This window comes from Gordonia hankookensis (assembly GCF_014673215.1).
Lineage (GTDB): Bacteria > Actinomycetota > Actinomycetes > Mycobacteriales > Mycobacteriaceae > Gordonia > Gordonia hankookensis.
The window spans coordinates 54,702-74,008 of sequence record NZ_JACWMS010000004.1; the positions used below are offsets into that span (position 1 = coordinate 54,702).

16 protein-coding genes are annotated in these 19,307 nt (G+C 66.8%); 6 read left to right on the top strand and 10 right to left on the bottom strand.

The genetic code is table 11. The features are described from left to right. Positions 1-28 precede the first annotated feature (28 nt). Both IDF66_RS18465 and IDF66_RS18470 read right to left on the bottom strand, forming a co-directional pair. Positions 29-934, bottom strand: a complete 906-nt coding sequence (locus IDF66_RS18465) for a sugar phosphate isomerase/epimerase family protein (RefSeq protein ID WP_164306579.1) — start codon at positions 932-934, stop codon at positions 29-31. A 22-nt stretch (positions 935-956) separates the two neighbouring features. Further along, positions 957-1,964 (bottom strand): Gfo/Idh/MocA family protein, encoded by a 1,008-nt coding sequence (locus tag IDF66_RS18470; RefSeq protein ID WP_223309855.1) that lies wholly within the window; start codon positions 1,962-1,964, stop codon positions 957-959. A gap of 136 nt (positions 1,965-2,100) precedes the next feature. Between IDF66_RS18470 and IDF66_RS18475 the strand changes: the two genes are divergently transcribed. Continuing rightward, positions 2,101-3,153 carry a LacI family DNA-binding transcriptional regulator gene (locus IDF66_RS18475; RefSeq protein ID WP_317628763.1) on the top strand — a complete coding sequence of 351 codons (1,053 nt, stop codon included), beginning with the start codon at positions 2,101-2,103 and terminating at the stop codon, positions 3,151-3,153. Between the two features lie 27 nt (positions 3,154-3,180). Here the strand turns inward: IDF66_RS18475 and IDF66_RS18480 are convergent, their stop codons facing one another. Genes IDF66_RS18480 through IDF66_RS18490 form a run of 3 tightly spaced genes read right to left on the bottom strand, consistent with a single transcriptional unit; the run spans position 3,181 to position 4,527 of the window. Then, positions 3,181-3,555: a DoxX family protein gene (locus tag IDF66_RS18480; RefSeq protein ID WP_190268114.1), complete on the bottom strand. Its 375-nt coding sequence runs from the start codon at positions 3,553-3,555 to the stop codon at positions 3,181-3,183. Continuing rightward, on the bottom strand, positions 3,548-3,970 hold the full coding sequence (locus IDF66_RS18485) for an organic hydroperoxide resistance protein (protein WP_190268115.1): 423 nt from the start codon (positions 3,968-3,970) through the stop codon (positions 3,548-3,550). The genes IDF66_RS18480 and IDF66_RS18485 overlap by 8 nt, the downstream gene beginning before the upstream one ends. Then, entirely contained in the window at positions 3,967-4,527 is a 561-nt protein-coding gene (locus tag IDF66_RS18490) for a MarR family winged helix-turn-helix transcriptional regulator (RefSeq protein WP_190268116.1), read from the bottom strand. Before IDF66_RS18490 ends, IDF66_RS18485 begins: the two co-directional genes overlap by 4 nt. Before the next feature lie 108 nt (positions 4,528-4,635). Here IDF66_RS18490 and IDF66_RS18495 point away from each other — a divergent pair, with 108 nt between their 5' ends. Next, positions 4,636-4,839, top strand: coding sequence for a hypothetical protein (locus tag IDF66_RS18495; protein WP_190268117.1), 204 nt, complete (start codon positions 4,636-4,638; stop codon positions 4,837-4,839). Next, complete coding sequence (locus IDF66_RS18500) at positions 4,836-6,350, top strand: DUF7782 domain-containing protein (protein ID WP_190268118.1); 1,515 nt, start codon at positions 4,836-4,838, stop codon at positions 6,348-6,350. The genes IDF66_RS18495 and IDF66_RS18500 overlap by 4 nt, the downstream gene beginning before the upstream one ends. A 57-nt stretch (positions 6,351-6,407) precedes the next feature. On the opposite strand, the gene IDF66_RS18505 is transcribed toward IDF66_RS18500, so the two are convergent. The 3 genes from IDF66_RS18505 to IDF66_RS18515 all read right to left on the bottom strand — a co-directional run bounded on the left by IDF66_RS18505 (position 6,408) and on the right by IDF66_RS18515 (position 10,696). Beyond that, a complete protein-coding gene (locus tag IDF66_RS18505; protein WP_190268119.1) occupies positions 6,408-7,616 on the bottom strand; it encodes a trans-sulfuration enzyme family protein in 1,209 nt (402 codons plus the stop codon). Further along, the gene (opgC, locus tag IDF66_RS18510) at positions 7,613-8,770 is read right to left on the bottom strand and encodes an OpgC domain-containing protein (protein ID WP_190268120.1); all 1,158 of its coding nucleotides are present in this window, start codon (positions 8,768-8,770) and stop codon (positions 7,613-7,615) included. Before opgC ends, IDF66_RS18505 begins: the two co-directional genes overlap by 4 nt. 141 nt (positions 8,771-8,911) lie before the next feature. After that, on the bottom strand, positions 8,912-10,696 hold the full coding sequence (locus IDF66_RS18515; RefSeq protein WP_164306589.1) for an AMP-dependent synthetase/ligase: 1,785 nt from the start codon (positions 10,694-10,696) through the stop codon (positions 8,912-8,914). 235 nt (positions 10,697-10,931) lie between these two features. Here IDF66_RS18515 and IDF66_RS18520 point away from each other — a divergent pair, with 235 nt between their 5' ends. From IDF66_RS18520 to IDF66_RS18530, 3 genes are all read left to right on the top strand, one after another. Further along, on the top strand, positions 10,932-12,707 hold the full coding sequence (locus IDF66_RS18520; protein WP_190268121.1) for a DEAD/DEAH box helicase: 1,776 nt from the start codon (positions 10,932-10,934) through the stop codon (positions 12,705-12,707). 206 nt (positions 12,708-12,913) lie between these two features. Then, positions 12,914-13,246, top strand: coding sequence for a rhodanese-like domain-containing protein (locus IDF66_RS18525; RefSeq protein WP_164306591.1), 333 nt, complete (start codon positions 12,914-12,916; stop codon positions 13,244-13,246). Between the two features lie 110 nt (positions 13,247-13,356). Continuing rightward, entirely contained in the window at positions 13,357-17,646 is a 4,290-nt protein-coding gene (locus tag IDF66_RS18530) for an AAA domain-containing protein (protein ID WP_190268122.1), read from the top strand. Positions 17,647-17,666: 20 nt separating this feature from the next. Here the strand turns inward: IDF66_RS18530 and IDF66_RS18535 are convergent, their stop codons facing one another. Both IDF66_RS18535 and IDF66_RS18540 read right to left on the bottom strand, forming a co-directional pair. Beyond that, entirely contained in the window at positions 17,667-18,494 is an 828-nt protein-coding gene (locus IDF66_RS18535) for an SIR2 family NAD-dependent protein deacylase (RefSeq protein ID WP_190268123.1), read from the bottom strand. Beyond that, positions 18,491-18,919 carry an HIT family protein gene (locus tag IDF66_RS18540; protein WP_164306594.1) on the bottom strand — a complete coding sequence of 143 codons (429 nt, stop codon included), beginning with the start codon at positions 18,917-18,919 and terminating at the stop codon, positions 18,491-18,493. Before IDF66_RS18540 ends, IDF66_RS18535 begins: the two co-directional genes overlap by 4 nt. Between the last annotated feature and the right edge of the window lie 388 nt (positions 18,920-19,307).

The window sequence follows — 19,307 nt, forward strand, 5'->3', positions numbered from 1 at the left end:
GGGACCTTCCTCGGTGAGGCGTCGGGTGTCAGCTGAAACGGACGGCAGGCACGCCACAGGAACCGAGGTAGCGCGCGGTGCGCTGGGCGATCGGCAGCGGGGCGTCGGGGGCGCACGGGTACATGTCCTGTTCGACGATCGCGAAGATGTCGACGTCGAGGTCGGCGACGGCGTCGAGCAGCGGTGGCATCTCCGGGATGCCGCGCGGCGGTTCGGTCATCGCGCCGAGACGGACCGCCTCACCGAACGGCAGGTCGTCGGCGGCGACCTTGGCCCGCACGGCCTCGTCGACCTGCTTGAGATGTAGATAGCCGAGGCGCTCGGGGTGCTTGCGGATGATGGCGAGATTGTCGCCGCCGCAGTAGCTCACGTGCCCGGTGTCCAGGCACAAGTTGACGAACTCGCCGTCGGTGTTCTCGAGGAACCGATAGATGTTCGGCTCGGTGTCCACGTGGCTGTCCGCGTGCGGGTGGTACTGGGCGCGCACACCGTACTTCTCGAACATGGCCTTGCCGAGTTCGTTCATGCCCCGGGTCTTGGCGAGCCATTGGTCGTCGGTGAGGTGGCGATCCTCGAGGACAACACCGGTCGCCGGGTCGCGCCACATCTCCGGGATCACCACCACATGCTTTCCGCCTACGGCTGCGGTGAGCTCGGCGACGTCCTCGATCTGAGACCACACGGCATCCCAGGAATCGTCTTGGTGGAGGTGCTCGAAGACGGTGCCCGCAGACAACTTCAGGCCGCGCTCGCCGAGTTCGTCGCGGAGCTGTTGCGGGTCGGTCGGCAGATAGCCGAAGGGGCCGAGTTCGATCCATTCGTAGCCGGATGCGGCGACCTCGTCGAGGAATCGGGTGTAGGGGGTCTGCTGGGGATCCTCGGGGAACCAGACGCCCCAGGAATCGGGCGCAGAACCGACGATGATGTTGCTCACTTGTGTTGTCCCTTCAGATGTTTCAGATGGTGGCGGTAGACAGTGCCGGATATGTGATGGTCTCGGGGCCGCCCGAGCGCAGAGACCTGGTGGCGGCCTCGGCGATCGCCTGGGCCGCGAGGGCCTCGGGCAGGGTCGGGCCGATGGGGGTGCCGGAATCGAGCGCGGAGACGAAGTGGTCGAGCGCGCTGCGATAGGTCGGGGCGACGCGCTCGAACCAGCCGGGATGCATGCCGTCGGTGACGAGGCTCCCTGCCCGATAACGGGTGACCGACCCGACTCGCTGCCGTCCGGCCTCGATCATCCCGGTGGAGCCGAGGACCTCGATGCGTTCGTCGTATCCGTAGCCGATGCGGCGCGTGCTGTCGATCTGCACCAGTGTCCCGGTGGGCATGCGCAGGATCACCGCCGACGTGTCGACGTCGCCGAGCTCGGTCATCCGGGGGTCGGTGAACACCGATCCTGCCGCGAACACCGACACGGGGTCCTCTCCGGTGATCCAGCGCGCGAGGTCGAAGAAGTGCACGGTCTGATCCCTCATCTGACCGCCGGAGACGGCGACGTAGTCCAACGGTGGCAGGACCGGACCTCGGGTGGTCATCTGGACGAGTTCGACGGTGCCGATCTCGCCGGCGCGTACCGCGTGATGGAGTTCCGCGTAGTCACGGTCGAAGCGCCGGTTGAAGTCGACCATCATCGGGCGTCCGGTGGTCCCCACCTCGCCGACGACGTCGATCGCATGGTGCAGATCGAGATCGATCGGCTTCTCGCAGAGAACGGCCAGTCCGGACGTCGCGGCGCGTCGGAGGTGATCGGCATGTGTGTCGGTCGATGAGGCGATCAACACCGCGTCGACTTCTGATGGGGCGAAGGCAGCATCGAGATCGATTGCCCGAGTGAGGTTCCGGGTGGCGAGGTCGGTGGAGCGAGCGGCGTCGACGTCGTAGACGCCGACGAACTCGACACCCGGATGCGCGGCGAGGTTCTCGGCATGGACCGAGCCGATGAACCCTGCGCCGATCAACGCCATGCGGACCATTCGAGTGCGCTCCTTCTGTCGGAAACCGGCGAACTGTGGGAGAGTGGGACCAGCGATTGGGACAAGTATGGGACCGGTCCCAGTCACCATACGTGGTGCAGATCACCAGGGCAATAGGATGACGATTGTGAGTGTTGACGAAGTGAATCCCGATGGCGGTGCTGCCGCCGTCGGCGGTCGACGAGCGGCGACGATCCGCGACGTTGCCGCTCACGCGGGCGTGTCGAAGTCCGTGGTGTCGAGGGTGGTGCGCGACGAACCGAATGTCAGCGAGGAACGTCGGGAGCGGGTGCGCGCGGCGATGGCCGAACTCGGCTACCGGCCGAACTCCATCGCGCGAGGACTGTCCGAGGCCCGTAGCGGCACCGTCGGTGTGGTGATCAACGACCTGCGGAACCCGTGGTACGTCAGTCTGATCGAAGGCCTGGCGACGACACTGGACGCGGTCGATCTCGCGCCGATCCTGGTGGACAGTCGACTCGACCACCAGGTCGGCCGCGACACCGTGGAGACATTGCTGTCCCGGCAGGTGGATGGTCTGGTGGTGGTCGGTACGACCGACGCACGTGTCGATGTCGAGCGGGCGGCGCAGTCGATGCCGGTGGTGCTCGCCGGCACCCTCGAGCCGGATCTCCCAACCGTGGACGTCGCGGTCGATGACGATCTCGTCGGCGCGAGGCTGGCCACCGAACACCTTCTTGCGCTGGGGCATCGCCGACTTGCGCACATCCAGGGGCCGGGCTTGGTCGGGTCGCTCCGTCGGCAGGGATTCGAGGAGACCATCGCCGCGTCGGGTGCGGCGGTCGAGTCCGTGATGGTGGACTACGGCGGCATGACCGAGGACGGGGGACATGCGGCGGCCGCGCGACTACTCGACTCCGCTGCACCACCCACCGCGATCTTCGGCTTCAACGACATGACCTGCCTGGGTGCGATGTCGGCGGCCGACGACCGAGGCATCTCGGTGCCGGGTGACCTGGCGCTCCTGGGCTACGACAACACGCAGCTGGCCGGCCTGCGCCACATCTCGCTGACCTCCATCGACAACGGGAACTTCACCGTCGGTGCGCAGGCGGCGAAGTTCCTCATCCAGCGCATGGACCGGCTCACCGCCCCGCGGCTTGTCTACCGGCACACGCCCGAACTGGTGGTCAGACGGACGACGGCGGCACCCCGCTGATGTTCGAGCAGGGCGCCGCCGTCGGACTCAGCCGCGGGCGTACAGGGCCAATGCGACGAGCGCGGGCTGGCCGAACAACCGGATGAGACGTTTGCGATCCGAGTCCAGACCGAACGCATCGATCTTGTTGCGGTACTGATGGATGTTGCCCGGGAACACCGCGACGAAGAACGCCGCAGTCAGGGCGCCCAGCGTGCGACGCTGTTTCGGTAGTCCGACGAGCCCGAGTCCGAGCCCGATCTCGGCGACGCCGGAGGCGAGCACGGTGGCATCCGCGCCGAGGGGGACGAAGTCCGGCACCTGAGCCTGGAACTCCTTGCGCTGGAACGTCATGTGTCCTACGCCCGCCGTGGTGAGGATGACACCAAGCGTCAGGCCGGCGACGCGGTGTGCGTCAGTCATCGGCGAGTGAGAGTGCGACGTCGATGTTGCCGCGTGTCGCATTGGAGTACGGGCACACCTCGTGGGCCTTGTCGACCAGCGACTTCGCTGTTGCATCATCGACCGACGGGAGTGACACCTCGAGCTCGACCGCGAGCCCGAAACCGCCCGATTCGGTGGAACCGAGCGAAACCCGGGCTCCGACAGCAGAATCGGTCACATCCGCGCCTGCCTGGCCGGCCACGAGTCGCAGGGCGCTGTGAAAGCAGGCGGCATACCCGGCCGCGAAGAGCTGCTCGGGGTTCGTGCCGACCCCGGAGCCGCCGAGTTCCTTCGGCATGTCGAGGTCGACGTCGAGCTTGCCGTCGGAGGTCCGGGCATGTCCGTTACGACCATCGCCGGTCGCCAGTGCCTCTGCCGTGTAGATCGCCTTCATGATGTGATTCCTTTCGGTGATGCGGGCGCGTCGAGGTGTCGGCGCAACTCGTCGGTGAGTTCGTGCAGGGTGGTGCGGAGCGCGATGAGTGCCGCGGGGTCGAACGAGACGTCGGTGTCCGATCCCGCTGGGCCCGATCCCGCCGGGCCCGATCCCGCTGGGCCCGGATCTCGTCCACCGGATTCCTCCGCGGCGGCATCGGCGATCGCCGACACGAGGGATTCGTAGACGCAATCCGCCTGCCCGCCCAGGGCTATCCCGTCGGGGGTGAGGGCCACGGTGACCGATCGCTCGTCGTCGTCGGATCTGCGCCGGGTCAGGTAGCCGAGCGTCTCGAGTCGTCGGACGAGCGGTGACACCGTCCCGGAGTCGAGGTGGAGTCGCCGACACAGTCGGCCGATCGAGATCTCGTCTTCTTCCCAGAGCACGAGCATCGCGAGGTACTGCGGATATGTCAGTCCGAGTTCGCGCAGGCCGGGCCGCTGCGCCGCGATCACCGCACGGGATGCCGTGTAGAGGGCGAAGCAGAGCTGGTCGTCGAGCCGGACGGAGGTCACCCGTCCGACAGTAGCGCATTTAAGTTGTGCACAACATGGTTGTGGGGCATTTAACCAAGCATGTCAACCAGAGTTGACGAATCGACAGATACTCGGCACCCTGGACGGATGAAGACCGGAATCGACAGCGACGACGGCGATACGCCGATCGAGGAACTGGCGCGGGTGGCCGCGCTCCGCCGCGACATAGCCCGCGAGGAAGAGGTCGCGGTTGGACGTGCGCGCCATGCGGGTCTGTCGTGGGCCGAGATCGGCACTGTGCTCGGTGTCTCGAAGCAGGCGATGCACAAGAAGTATCGGAAGGTCGGATGAGCGCGGCGCAGCCGCTGGCCGACGACGCGGTGATCGATGCGCTGGGTGTCGACCTGCGATCGGCGGGCTACAGCGCCGACGGCGTGGCCGATCTGCTGGGTGAGGAAGCGAACGAGGCTCTCGGCCGGGGGATCTGGTGGCCTGCGCTGCACGCCACCCGGCGGGCGCAGGAGGACTCGTCCCGACTCGCCACGGTGATCAGGCTCTTCCTCCTGGGTGCCGATGAAACGGAAGCGGCGGTTGCACAAGCGTTTCCCACCGCGGGGATCGATGCGCTGATCGCCAACGGTGTGTTGGCCAGGTTCGGCGCCGAGATGATCCGCGCGACGCTCGACATCCGGCCCCACGCCGACGACGTCCGCGAGTACCTGGTCGTATCGGACCAGGATGCGGTGATGAGGTCGGGGCCGGTCGACCGTGCACACGTGCTCGGGATCGGTGGCGCATCGGTGTCATTGGCGCGTGCGGTGATCCGCACCCCGGTGCGCCGCGCGCTCGACATCGGGACCGGTTGCGGTATCCAGGCGTTGCACCTGGGCACCCATTGTGACGAGATCGTGGCCACCGACACCAATGAGCGAGCCCTCGCGCTCGCCGGTGCCACCGCACGACTCAACGGTATGCGCTGGGAGCTGCGGTCGGGCAGCCTGTTCGAGCCGGTGGCGGGCGAGCGGTTCGATCTGATCGTCTCCAACCCGCCGTTCGTCGTCGGTGCAGGCGGCCAGGATTACGTCTATCGGGATTCCGGCATGATCGGTGATGCACTCTGCGCCGACCTGATCAGGCAGATTCCCGATCACCTGAATCCCGGTGGCACGGCGCAGATCCTGGCGAACTGGATCGTGCCGAAGGATGCGGACTGGCGGGACCGGGTGCGTGGCTGGCTTGCCGGCACGGGCCTCGACGCCTGGGTCGTCCAGCGTGAGCTGGCCGACCCCGTCAGCTACATCTCGCTCTGGTTGTCCGATGCGGGGGAGTCTGCCAACACCGTCGCCGAACGCGGCGCGGCGTGGCTCGACTGGTTTGACGACTCCGGTATCGCAGGAATCGGGATGGGACTCATCACGATGCGCCGCCGGGAGGGTGGTGAGGCCGGGGAGCCGGACCTGGTCGTCGAGGAGATCACCGGGGCGGGGGAGGAGGTGACGGGGACCGAGGCCCAGGCATTCCTGGCCCGGCGCCACTACCTCCGGACCACGTCTGACGAGCATCTGCTCGGCGCCCGGTTGTCGACCGCACCGATCTTCCTGGAGGAACAGTCATTGCCGGGAGAGGATGGCTGGCAACAGATCTCGGCGGCCGCCCGTCGGCCGGGTGGGCCGGGTGCCGTACTCGGGGTCGACGAGGTGTCGCGAGCGCTGCTGGCGGGTTGTCGTGGGCAGGTGCCTCTCGGCGCGCTGATCGACCTGCTCGCCGGCTTTCACGGGGTGGACGAGGGAGCGCTCGCCGAGGCGGCGTTGCCGGTCGTGCGGGAAGCGATCGGCCGGGGGATTCTCTACGAGGCTACCTGACGTGGGTGTCGCCCGCATTCACGTTGTGCGACAGCACATCTCACGTCCGAGGCGGTGTCAACCGAAGGTAGCGTCCAAGGCGTGACGGAGGTCTGATTCGAGGTCGGCGTGATCCTCGAGGCCGACCGAGAACCGGAGGTGCCCCCAGCGCCGGAACTCGGCCGGGTAGGCGGCCACCCGAGGACCGTCGGCGCCGACGTGCACGATCAACGACTCGTCGTGGCCGAGGGAGACCGCAGAGGTGATCACCCGCAGGTGGGAGACGAAACGATTCTGGTCGTCGGGGCTGCCGTTCACCGCGAACGCCATCATTCCGCCGAAGCCACGGCCGCCGAATTGTCGGGTGGCGAGCCCGTGTTGCGGGTGTGATCGCAGGCCAGGATAGGCGACGAACGCGATGCGCTCGTCGGCCTCGAGGAACTCGGCCAACCGTTGCGCATTCGACTGGTGCTGGGCCAGTCGCAGAGGGAGGGTGATCGATCCGCGCGAGATGAGCCACGCGTTGAACGGTGAGATCACCCCGCCCACATCGACCATCGCCTCGGCCTTGATCGGTTCGACGAGGTCGGTTCGCCCGATGACCGCACCGCCCATCGCGTCACCGTGCCCATTGATGTACTTCGTGAGCGAGTGGGCCACGAGATCGGCACCATCGGTGAGTGGGCGGTACAGCGGCGGCGGGGTGAACGTCGAGTCCACCACCAGAAGTGCACCGGCGCCGTGAGCGATGTCGGCGAGGGCCGCGATGTCGGCCACCTTCGTCGTCGGGTTGGCGACGGCCTCGGTGATCAGCAATCGGGTGCTGGGGCGCACTGCCGCGCGTACGGCGTCGAGATCGGTGACGTCGACGAAGGTGGCCTCGATCCCGTATTTGCGGGGCAACAGCGACGACCAGAGCTTCCACGTCGCCTCGTACGTGGTATCCGACACCACAACGTGGTCGCCGGTCGCGACGTGGGTGAAGAAGATCGCGTGAAGGGCGGCGACACCGGACGCGAGCGCGACGGCATCCTCACCGTGGTCGAGCGCCGCGAGCTTGCGCTGCAACGCGATCTGGTTGTCCCCCGAGTTGCGGGTGTAGAACGGCCGATCGGTCGCGGACCAGTTCATCGTGGACGGGTCGTCGGGCAGGCGATAGGAGTTCGCCATGGTGATCGGCGTCCGGATGGCGCCCGACGGGCCCCCCGTGTTGCCGGCGTGGACACACAGCGTGTGGTCGCCGATGCCACGCAGTGGTTCCGGGTGGGATGATTCTGTGGACGTCATGGTGGCGCTCCGACGGTCTCGGCGGCTTGTGCCGCCACAGTGGGTGGATGTGTGTGGTGGCTGCGTCGCTCGAGCCGCCGCGCGAGGATGACCGGCAGCCGGTGGAGTTTGTCGATGTGACAGGCACTCCGGAACTCCGACCATGCCCAGCAGAGGCCGAAGACCGTCAGTACCACGCAGGTGGTCGTCAGTGATCCCCATGGTCGGTGGGCCACATGTATCGGTATGAGTACGAGGGCGATGGCCTGCAGCACATAGGAGTCGAGGCTGCGGGTGCCGGTCATCACAAGCGGTCGCAGCCAGTCCTTGTGCCACCAACGGAGCAGCATGCGGAAGATCCCGTAGATCGCCGGGACCACGAGCCATGCACCGATCGCGCGCGCGGGCCGAAAATCCAGCTTGTCGGCGATCGCCGGCTCGAATCGCATCCACGGGCCGGCGTCGACCACGAAATGGAGGATCAGCGCGACACCGATCGCGACCGCGACGATCGCCGGTAGCCACCGATCGATGAACTCGGGAACCCGCCAATCCCGCCACTTCCAACCCACCACGACGGCCGGGACGAACATGATCTGCCACGCCGCCCAGTTCTGGATCCGCGGTGCCTCCATGGTCGCCGTCAGATAGAACCAGTCCGGCGAGAACGTCAGCGAGATCACGTACAGGGCAACCGAACCCCCGAGGACGATCGGCCACCATCCCCGAATCAACATGGGGAAGAGGACATAGGCCGACGCCATCAGCACCATGTAGAGCAACAGGATGTTGCCGCCGCTCGGCAGGTATTGCATGCGCAATGCCAGACCGAGGCCCTGACCCCAACCGTCGACCGGGAGGAGCAGCGTGAGCCAGCGATGGCCCTCGAGGGCCGCCGCGACCGCGATCAGGGCGATCGTCAGCTGGCACACATAGAGGACCGCAAGTCGTTTGGTGAGTCGCCAATAGGCGAAACGCAACGAGATGCGTTCGATCCAACGGCGGTAGACCAGCCCCAACACCATCCCCGACAGCAAGACGAACGCCGACATCCCGTCGACATAGGGGTACGCGTGGGTGGGCGCGGCGATGTGCGTACCTGCGGCAAAGTGCAGCGAGATCATGCTCCAGATCGCGAGCCCCCGTGTCGCGTCGATGGCGAGATCTCGATTCATCGGATGACACCTTACGTTGTCGACCCTCCGGGGACGCCACGGCGACCGTGGTCACCCGCCCGACGAGAACGCCCGGCTCCCGAGAGGGGAGCCGGGCGTCGGTCGTCTACCCGGTGGGTGTCGGCCCGGCCGGGTGGGCGATCAGGTGTAGAGATCTGCGATGGCCCGCTTCTGCGCGTCGTGGATCACGTTGCGCTTCAACTTCATCGTGGGCGTCAGTTCGCCCGACTCGATGGTGAAATCGGTGTCCAGGATGGTGAACTTCTTGATGGCCTCGGCCTTCGACACCTTCGCGTTCGCATCCTTGACCGCGGCGTCGATCTCGGCGGTCAGGGTCTCGTTCTGGGCGAGATCGGCGAGCGAGGTGTCGGCGGGCAGGTGATGACGCTCGAGCCATCCCGGGATCGCTTCCGGATCGATCGTGATCAGTGCGGCGATGAACGGCTTGTTGTCGCCGACCACGAGGCACTGGCTCACCATGGGATGTGCCCGGATGGTGTCCTCGAGCTGGGCAGGCGAGACGTTCTTGCCGCCGGCCGTGACGATCAGCTCCTTCTTGCGACCGGTGATGAACAGGAAGCCGTCGTCGAGATGCCCGATGTCGCCGGTGTGGAACCAGCCGTCGACGATGGATTCCTCGGTCGCCTTGGGGTTCTTCCAATAGCCATCGAAGACCACCGGACCGTTCAGCAGCACCTCGCCGTCGTCGGCGATCCCCACCGTCACCCCGGGGACCGGACGCCCGACGGAGCCGACACGCTGATGCTCCTCGTTGTTGGCGGTCACCGCGGCGGTGGTCTCCGACAGCCCGTAGCCCTCGTACACCGGGATGCCGACGCCGCGGAAGAAATGCCCGAGTCGCGCACCGAGGGGTGCGCCGCCGGAGATCGCGCCCTCGCACTGGCCACCGAGCGCGTCGCGGAGCTTGCCGTACACCAGCCGGTCGAACAGCGCGTGCTTGAGCTTGAGGCCGAGGCCTGCGCCGCCGTTCTCCATCGCCTTGCTGTATTCGATCGCGGTGTCCGCTGCGCGGTCGAAGATCTTGCCCTTGCCGCCGTCGTAGGCCTTCTGCTTGGCGGAGTTGTAGACCTTCTCGAAGACACGTGGCACCGACAGCACGTAATTCGGTCTGAACTTGCCCAGGTCGTCGATGAGGTTCGGGATGTCGCTGGTGTGACCGAGGACCACCCCGTTCTCCACACATCCGACCGCGACGACACGGGCGAACACATGCGCCAGCGGGAGGAACAGCAGCGTCGACTTGCCCTCGACCAGGCCGGCGCCGACGGCGTCGCGGGTGGCCTCACACTCGGCAAGGAAGTTGGCGTGGGTCAGGACCACGCCTTTCGGCCTGCCCGTGGTGCCCGAGGTGTAGATCAGTGTCGCCGCATCCGAGGAGAGCGCGTTGGCGTGCCGCGTGTCGAGCTCCGCGTCCCCGATCTTGGCGCCGCGCTTGGTGATCGTCGCCAGCGCGTGGTCGTCGATGACGAGGGTCTCGCGCAGCTCGGGAGCTTCTTCGATGACGCGGATGTGCTTGGTGTGGTGGGCGTGCTGCTCGACGAACAACATCGAGGTGCCCGAGTCCTCGAGAATCCATTTCACCTGGTCGGGCGCCGACGTCTCGTAGATCGCCACCGTCGTGGCCCCCGCGCGCCAGATCGCATAGTCCAGGACGGTCCACTCGTAACGGGTCGATGACAGGATCGCGACGCGTTCGCCCGGCTTGATCCCGGACGCGATGAGGCCCTTGGCCACCGCGTCGACCTCGTCGGCGAACTGTTTGGCCGTCACGTTCACCCACTGATTCCCGGAACGTTTCCGGAACAACGGCATCGTCGGGCGTTCCGATCGGTACCGGAGAATGCTGTCGACGGTCGTCGCCTTGTCCTCGATGGAAAGGTTCGACGGGGTGGAATACTGCTCCATGGCGGGCTCCCCTGTGCGCAACGAAATTGGTACATAACGGACACGGGCGGGCCCGCGTGAACTCCGTCAGCTGTCTGTTGAGTGTCACTGACAGTACCAGTATCAGTGGGCGCGATCACAGGTCGGTGCCCACGTGAGCAACGGCAGGTCGAGGCCGTGACGTCGGCGTTCGGTGAGATTCCTCGCCAGAGGCCTCGGCGGATTAGAGTGACAGTGATGAACGGACAGATCGCACATGAGTGAGTCCACCGACGAGAAGGCCGACAACGGCGACGGCCCCGGCGTCACGTTCGACGACCTGGACATCGACCCACAGGTCCGCCAGGCGATCACCGATGTCGGATACGAGACGCCGTCGCCGATTCAGGCCGCCACGATCCCGCCCCTGATGGCCGGCCGCGATGTGGTGGGCCTCGCCCAGACCGGAACCGGCAAGACCGCCGCGTTCGCGATCCCGATCCTCTCCCGGCTCGACGCCTCGGCGCGTCGCCCACAGGCGTTGGTGCTGGCTCCCACGCGTGAGCTCGCCCTGCAGGTATCCGAGGCATTCGGGCGCTACTCGTCGCACATGGCACAGGTTCGGGTGCTGCCCATCTACGGCGGCCAGAGCTATGGCGTCCAGCTCGCCGGGCTCAAGCGTGGCGCGCAGGTCATCGTCGGGACGCCGGGACGTGTCATCGACCACCTCGACAAAGGCACTCTGGACATCTCCCAGCTGGAGTACCTCGTCCTCGACGAGGCCGACGAGATGCTCACCATGGGTTTCGCCGAGGACGTCGAACGGATCCTGGCCGAGACGCCGGACTCCAAGCAGGTGGCGCTCTTCTCGGCGACCATGCCCAGCGCGATCCGTCGGCTGGCGCAGCGGTATCTCGACAACCCGCAGGAGATCACGGTCAAGTCCAAGACCGCGACGGCCCAGAACATCACCCAGCGCTATCTGCAGGTCTCTCACCAGCGCAAACTCGATGCGCTCACCCGGTTCCTCGAAGTCGAGACCTTCGACGCCATGATCGTCTTCGTCCGCACCAAGTCGGCCACCGAGGAACTGGCGGAGAAATTGCGCTCCCGCGGCTTCTCCGCCGTTGCGATCAACGGCGACATGGCGCAGGCCCAGCGTGAGCGGACCATCAACCAGCTCAAGGGCGGGGCGATCGACATCCTGGTCGCCACGGATGTGGCGGCACGCGGACTCGACGTCGAGCGCATCTCGCATGTCGTCAACTACGACATCCCGCATGACACCGAGTCGTATGTGCACCGTATCGGTCGCACCGGGCGTGCAGGCCGGTCGGGAAATGCGCTGCTGTTCGTCTCGCCCCGGGAACGGCATCTGCTGAGGGCCATCGAGCGGGCGACGCGTTCGACTCTGGTCGAGATCGGTTTGCCCAGCGTCGAGGACGTGAACGCGCAGCGTGTCGCGAAGTTCGCGGATTCGATCAACGCGAACCTGGGTTCGGACCACCTCGATCTGTTCCGCAAGCTCGTGGAGGACTACGCGCGCGACAAGGACGTCACGATGGCCGACATCGCCGCGGCACTTGCGCTCGAGACCCGCGACGGCGGTTTCCTGATGGCCCCCGACCCGCCGGAGGGGCAGCGTCCCGAACGGCGTGAACGTGCTCCACGGTCCGGCGGCGGCCAGTTCGCCACCTATCGGATCGCGGTCGGACGCAAGCACAAGGTCTCACCGGGTGCCATCGTCGGTGCGATCGCCAATGAGGGCGGACTGTCGCGTGGGGACTTCGGCAACATCAGCATCCGCGACGACTTCTCCCTCGTCGAGCTGCCCGAGAATCTCGACAACGAGACCTTGGCGGGCCTGCGGAACACCAGGATCGGGAAGACCCCTATCGACATCCGCCGTGACTACGGACCACCGCGGTCACGAGGTGGCGCGAAACGCGGACAGGGTCAGCGCGGCGGGCATGGGCGCGACGGCCACGGGAAACGACCGGATCACTGGGGTAAGCGCACGACGCCGAGAGTCGCCGGCCGCGGCCGGGGCTGAACGTATCCGACGAGATACCTGTGGGGTGTGGTATTTCGTGGTGCAAAACTTGCCGGATCGAGATATTTCCGTAACCTTTCGTGGTGGGGGAGCGACAGACCTGATGGGTCGTGCACATCGCGACCCGAGCCCTTCTGATCACGGCTGAGGCCGTGTGTCAGTGGCGGTTTCAGACAGGACGACACAACAGGAACGGTGAGTCACCAGTGTCAGTGGTGGATTCGATAACAGCAGCCGACGCGAAGTCGCATTGCGAGGACGATCACGCAGTGATCGTCGATGCGCGACCGCAGGTAGTCCGTCACCAGGGCAGTCTGCCCGGTGCGGTCGTGGTGGACCCGAAGGACGTCCGCGATCGGTTCAAGCCGACCCCGTCGGGAACATTCCCCGTCGTGCGTGACCCCGACACCGAGATCGCCGTCGTGTCGGTCCGGTCGCAGGCGCCCGCTATCGCCGAGGAGATCGCGGATCTCGGCTACACGAACGTGCGCTACGTCGACGGCGGTTTCCCCGCCCTGCGCACCGCGTATCGCGCGTAGTCGAAACCGCACGAACCGCACCCGATTGGTAGCGTTTCTTGACGTATCCACGCCAGTGAATCCAGCCGACGACGCCGGATAGGGCGGACGGAGGAGGGAACGGAACAGGCATGGCCGACGGGACCGACACGGCCCAGACCGATCGAGAGCAGACCGATCGAGGGCAGACCGATCGAGGGCAGACAGATCCAGGGCAGACAGATCCAGGGCGCACCGATCAGGCCGACCAAGTGGTGCGACTGCTGGGTTATCTCCGGGAGCTGGTGCGTTCCCGATCAGAGGTCGTCAGCGACGTCGAGCACCATCCGGGCCTGGTCTGGGTGGGCAAATCGACCGACGTGCCGATACGGGTGGGTGCCGGGGCCGGTCAGGCCGTCATCGAGCTCGCGCCTGACAGCCAGGGATATGACGCCGTCTCGCGCCTGATCGACGAACTGCACGACAGTCCGGAGACGCTCGAACTCGTCTTGGCCAACGCGCTGGTCACGGTGCGTGACGTCGAGTCCGCGGGTGACCCCCGCATCCGTGAGCACCTGGTGACCCAGCAGGTGGTCGCCGATCGTGACGACGACACCGCGGCAATCCGGGTGACCATCGGTACCGGCGCGACGCCGATGATGCATGACACCTATCTTCTCGCCCCGATCGACGGTGTCGACCTCGCCGCGGCGGTCAAGGTGCGCGGCAAGATCACCGAACTCGTCAGTCCGGTGGGCAGTCAGGTCTCCGAACTCGTGGACACCTGGCTGCGGCAGGTCCGAGCCGACTCCGCCACCGTGTCGCTCTCGGTCGACATGCGTCCGGCGCTCGTGCTGCGGCGCCGTGGCGTCACGGCAGCACTCGCGTTCTACGACGCGATCCTCGCCGAGCTACGGGAGACCGCCGGTATCGAGAACGACCCGGACCGACCGGGCCGGGGTGAGGTGCCGATCGGACTCGCGCAGTTGGTCGCCCCGATCGAGGCGCCCGAACGCCTGGCCGCGCTCACCCGATCCGGTGCGTTGCCTGCCGAGGACCTCGTGCGCGACGCGCTGTACCCGCTTCCCGCGAACGTGGAGCAGCGTGATGTGTTGGCGCAATTGGGCGTTGACAGTGGCGTGGTCGTCGAGGGGCCACCGGGGACCGGTAAGACCCACACCATCGCCAACCTCACGGCAGCGCTGCTGGCCAAGGGGCAGCGCGTGCTGGTGACGAGCGAGAAGGCACACGCCCTGCAGGTGATCCGGGACATGTTGCCTCCGGAACTGCGAGACCTCGCGGTCTCGATCGCCGACGTCGGGCAGGACGATTTCGAGGCGATGGTCTCCGGTGTGGAGGCCATCGCCGAACGCAAAGCCGGGCACCAGCCGCGGGTGGTGGCCGCGGAGATCGCCGACCTCATCGACAAGCGGGGACAGGCGATCGGTAAGCGTGAGCGGGTGCTCCGTGAACTCTGGATGGCGCGCGAGTCGGAGACAGAGGTCCACGAATGGGTGGCCGGGGAGTATCGCGGGACGGCTGCCGAGGTCGTTCGGCAATGCAACGATGACAAGCACCGATACGACTGGCTGCCGGGTCCGGTGGAGGGGGCGTTGCCCCCGCTCGATGCCGGTGAGTTCGAGGAGCTTCTCGAACTACTGCGCACCACCGACGGTGCGACAACACGATTGGGGCAGCGGCTCCCCGATCTCGCCGATCATCTGCCCGACTCGGCCGACCTCGAGCAGATCTGCGAACGGATCGGGCGGCGGCCGCACGAGCCGATGGTCGGGAGCGGATCTCTGCTGTCGATCCTGTCGGGGGTGGACAGTCGACGGCTGGTGCGGATCAAGGACGTCTGCGACCACCTCGCAGTCTCCGCCGGTGAAGTGGCGTCCTTCCCGCCGCTGGTCGCAGATATGGCCGATCGTCTGCTCGCCGGTCAGGCGGCCCATCTGTGGTCGCGGGTCACCACCCTCTCGCCGATCATCGGCGAGGCCGCCGAGCGCGACCGGGCGATCGGGGCGCATGTGATCGCCACCGAGGGGGCGCGGCCGGGCGACAGCTCGATCTTCCGCGCCGCGGCCGATCACCTTGCCGCAGGCGGCCGCTGGCGAGGCCGGCTCCTCCGGTCGGCAGAACAACGTGCCGTCGAGGAATCCGGTGTCCGGGCCACCGTCGACGGCGTCGAGGCAACCGATGAGCAGTCGTTGCGGCTCGTCGCCGACCACCTCTCGGTCTTCGACGCGGTACAGCAGGTGCAGAAAGTACTCGCGGATCTGCATGTCCCGGTGGACAACTCGGGATCACGGTCGGCGCAACTGAACAGCCTTGTGCGACTGGACAACCAGCTGGCCTGGATCTCCGAGCTGATGGCCGGCCGCGACCAGCTGGTTCGCGAACTCGAGGCGATCAGCCCGGGCGGCCCACGGCCACGCAGCGTCGCCGAGGTGACCGAGGTCGCTGTCCAGGCAGGCGTGATCGCCGCCACCAACGATGCCGTTCTCGCCGAGCACGAGTTGGCCGAATGTGCGTACCGACTGTCGGCCGAAGTGGACCGCGGACCTTCTCCGGAAGGCGATGCGCTTGTCGCCGCACTGGCGAAAGCCGATGCGCAGGCGATCAAGTCGGCGCGGCGGGACTGGAGCGCGGCGCGCGGCGAACTGGAGGCACAGACCGCGCTCGATCTCTACACGCTGCGACTGCGCAACAAGGCGCCGGAGTTCTACGGTCTGTTGTACGAGACCGCGCACGACGACAGCTGGCCGCCCCGACTGCGTGACGTCGGAGCGGCCTGGTCATGGCGTCGCGCCCAGACCTGGGCTCTCGAGCGCAGTGATCCGACGCTCGAGGCACGGCTGCAGGCCGAACTCGACGAACACGAAGCCGACATCGAGCAGTTCACCGCGCGGCTCACCGCTGCCTACGCCTGGCGCGAGTGCCTGGATCGGATGAGTGTCGCGCAGGTTCAGGCGCTGCAGTCCTACCGCGACCACATGATCAACCTGGGCAAGGGATCCGGAAAGCACGCCAACCGTTTCCGGGCGGCTGCTCGGGCGGCGATGGAGCATGCGCAGGGCGCGGTACCCGCGTGGATCATGTCGATCAGTCAGGTCGCGGAAACTGTTGACCCGCACCGCAACGCGTTCGACGTCGTGATCGTCGACGAGGCCAGTCAGGCCGACATCACCAGCTCGTTCCTGCTCTGGCTGGCCCCGCGGGTCATCGTCGTGGGCGATGACCGGCAGTGTGCGCCCACCGGGCTGTCGGGAACCACCCTCGACGACGCGTTCGCCAAACTCGACGCCCACTTACCAGACCTACCGCAGTATCTGCGGGATGGGCTCACGCCCCGATCGAGCCTTTTCTCCCTGCTGCGCAGCCGATTCGGTCATTTGATCCGGCTGCGTGAGCATTTCCGGTCGATGCCCGAGATCATCGAGTTCTCGTCACGTCAGTTCTATTCGGGCGCCCCGCTGCTGCCGGTGCGCCAATTCGGCGCGGACAGGTTGCCCCCGTTGCGATCGGTCGCCGTCGACGACGGTGTGGCCGGCGGTCAGGGGGCGTCGGTGGTGAACGAGAACGAGGCGGCGGCGATCGTGGCGGCGCTGGCCACCTGTCTGGACGACCCCGCCTACGACGGACTCGATTTCGGCGTCATCGCGCTGCAGGGCACCAAGCAGGTGGACGAGATCACCCGCAGGCTGCGTGCCGCCGTCAGCGAAGACGATTGGCGGTCGCGTCGTATCCGGGTGGGGACGCCGCCGGACTTCCAGGGCGACGAGCGGCACGTGATGATGTTGTCCATGGTGGTGTCCGATCCATCCGCGATCGCTCCGCTGACGCGGGCCGAATCCCAGCGCCGGATCAATGTCGCTGCCTCGCGCGCAATGGATCAGATGTGGCTCTTCCACTCGATCGACCTCGATGCGCTCAAGACGAACGATCTGAGGTACTCGCTGCTCGACTACGTCCGGGCCGGACAGGGGCCGACCAATCCGCCGATGCCATCCGATGTCTCGGACATCGAGCGGCAGCAACCGTTCTCCAGCCTCTTCGAGCAGCAGGTCTTCAATCGACTGGCCGACCGGGGCTACTACGTCGTGCCGTCGATGACCATCAACAACCGCGTAATCGATCTCGTGGTCACCGGGGCCGACGCCCGGATGGCCGTCGAGTGCGACGGGGACTCGTTCCGGACCACCGGCGAGCAGGCCCGTTCCGACATGGAACGCGAACGCGAATTGCGTCGGTGTGGTTGGTACTTCTGGCGAGTGCGGGAGTCCGAGTTCGAGCTCGACCCCGACCGTGCCCTCGACGGGCTGTGGGAGGTGCTCGATCGGCGCGGGGTGAAGCCGGGATCGATCACGCCCCTGCCTGCGGATGCGGCGGCGACATCCGACAATCGCTGGGACCCGATCGATCTCAGCACGGGGGAGTGAGAGGCGCAGAACCCTGATCGTCAGTCGGTGGATCGGACCGCTGCGACCAGCGCGGGCAGGCCGATCGCGGCCGACGATCGGATGGTGTGCGTGACCTCGCGACTCAACGCCGATGGCTCCGGATTGAACTCGATGACCGGGGTGCCGGCGGCGATGGCCCGCTCGGGGAGCTCGGCAGCCGGATAGACGATGCCGCTGGTTCCGACCACGAGTACGACATCGCTTGCGGCAAAGACATTCTCGGCCGTCGTCCAGGCGTCGGTTGGCAGCGGCTCGCCGAACCAGACGACACCGGGACGGATCGCGGACAGGCAGACCGGGCATGTGGGCGGTTCGACGCGTACCTCGTGTACGGCCACCTCCGGGTCGGCGTCGGTGCCCTGGTACGGCCGCCCGCAATGACTGCATCGCGGCGCGAACAGGCTTCCGTGCAGATGGCTCACCACGTCGCTGCCTGCCCGCTCGTGGAGATCGTCGACGTTCTGGGTCACGACCATCACCGCACGATCGCGAGCCAGTTCGACGAGCGCGCGGTGCCCGGCGTTGGGCTGGGCGTCGCGAATCATGCGGGCCCGCCACTGATACCACCCCCATACGAGCGCGGGATCGGCCGCCCAGGCCTCCGGCGTCGCCAGCTGCGCGGGGTCGAACTCCTCCCACAGCCCGGTCTCGGCATCGCGGAAGGTGGCGATGCCGCTCTCGGCGGACATTCCGGCGCCGGTGAACACCGTGATCCATTCGGCCCGCCGGACCGCCTCGACCACGTCACCGGGCAGGTCGGGACCAGGCGCGGATGCCGACGACGACGTCGACCGGTTGGTCGGCGGCGATTGGTCGCGCTCGCTCATCGATGATCCGGTTCCAGCGCCACCCGGAGCAGCTCGGCGGTCTGGTCGGGATCGGGGTCGCGGCGTACCACCAGCCCCTTCGCGAAGCTCAGCTTGTCGCCGTTGTGGCGGGGGACGACGTGTAGATGCGTGTGGAACACCGTCTGAAAGGCCGCCCGGCCGTCGTTGACGACCAGATTGACGCCGTCGGCGCCCAGCGCACCCGACTTCATCGCCGCGGCGACCCGTTGACCGGCGGCGAAGAGGCGGCCGCCCATGTCGGGGTCGAGGTCGGCGAGCCCGGACGAGTGCTCGCGCGGGATCAACAGGGTGTGACCGCGGGTGACCGGGCGGATGTCGAGGAAGCCGACGACGTGGTCGTCGCGGTAGACCGTCCGAGCCGGCGCCCGCCCGCCGACGATGTCGCAGAACACGCACGTTGCCATGTCGAGCACCCTACGTTTCCGGACGCGGGCCGTCGCGATCGGTGGCGACGGGTGACCGTCCTGGATCGAGAGTGCACCATGTCACATAACGATTGGATAACGGATCGTCGCCACTTCCGGATGGGCCGAACGAGCGCTCGGAAACGATCCGTGATCAGGGACGATCCGGGGGTGTCCGCCCGAGGGTTCGGTGCACACATGTGTTACCCGCGGGGTTACCCACGGGTATACCCGCGGGTCGATGTCAAACATGAGGAAAGCCTCATTTTCGTGTGTCATCATTGGGTCACGTTCACGCCGACGACGACTCGTAGGTGAGTCTCTCGTGCAGCCAAAAGCGTTGCGCGGCAGGGGTGTTCATCCAGTGTGCCACAGCGCAACACGGATA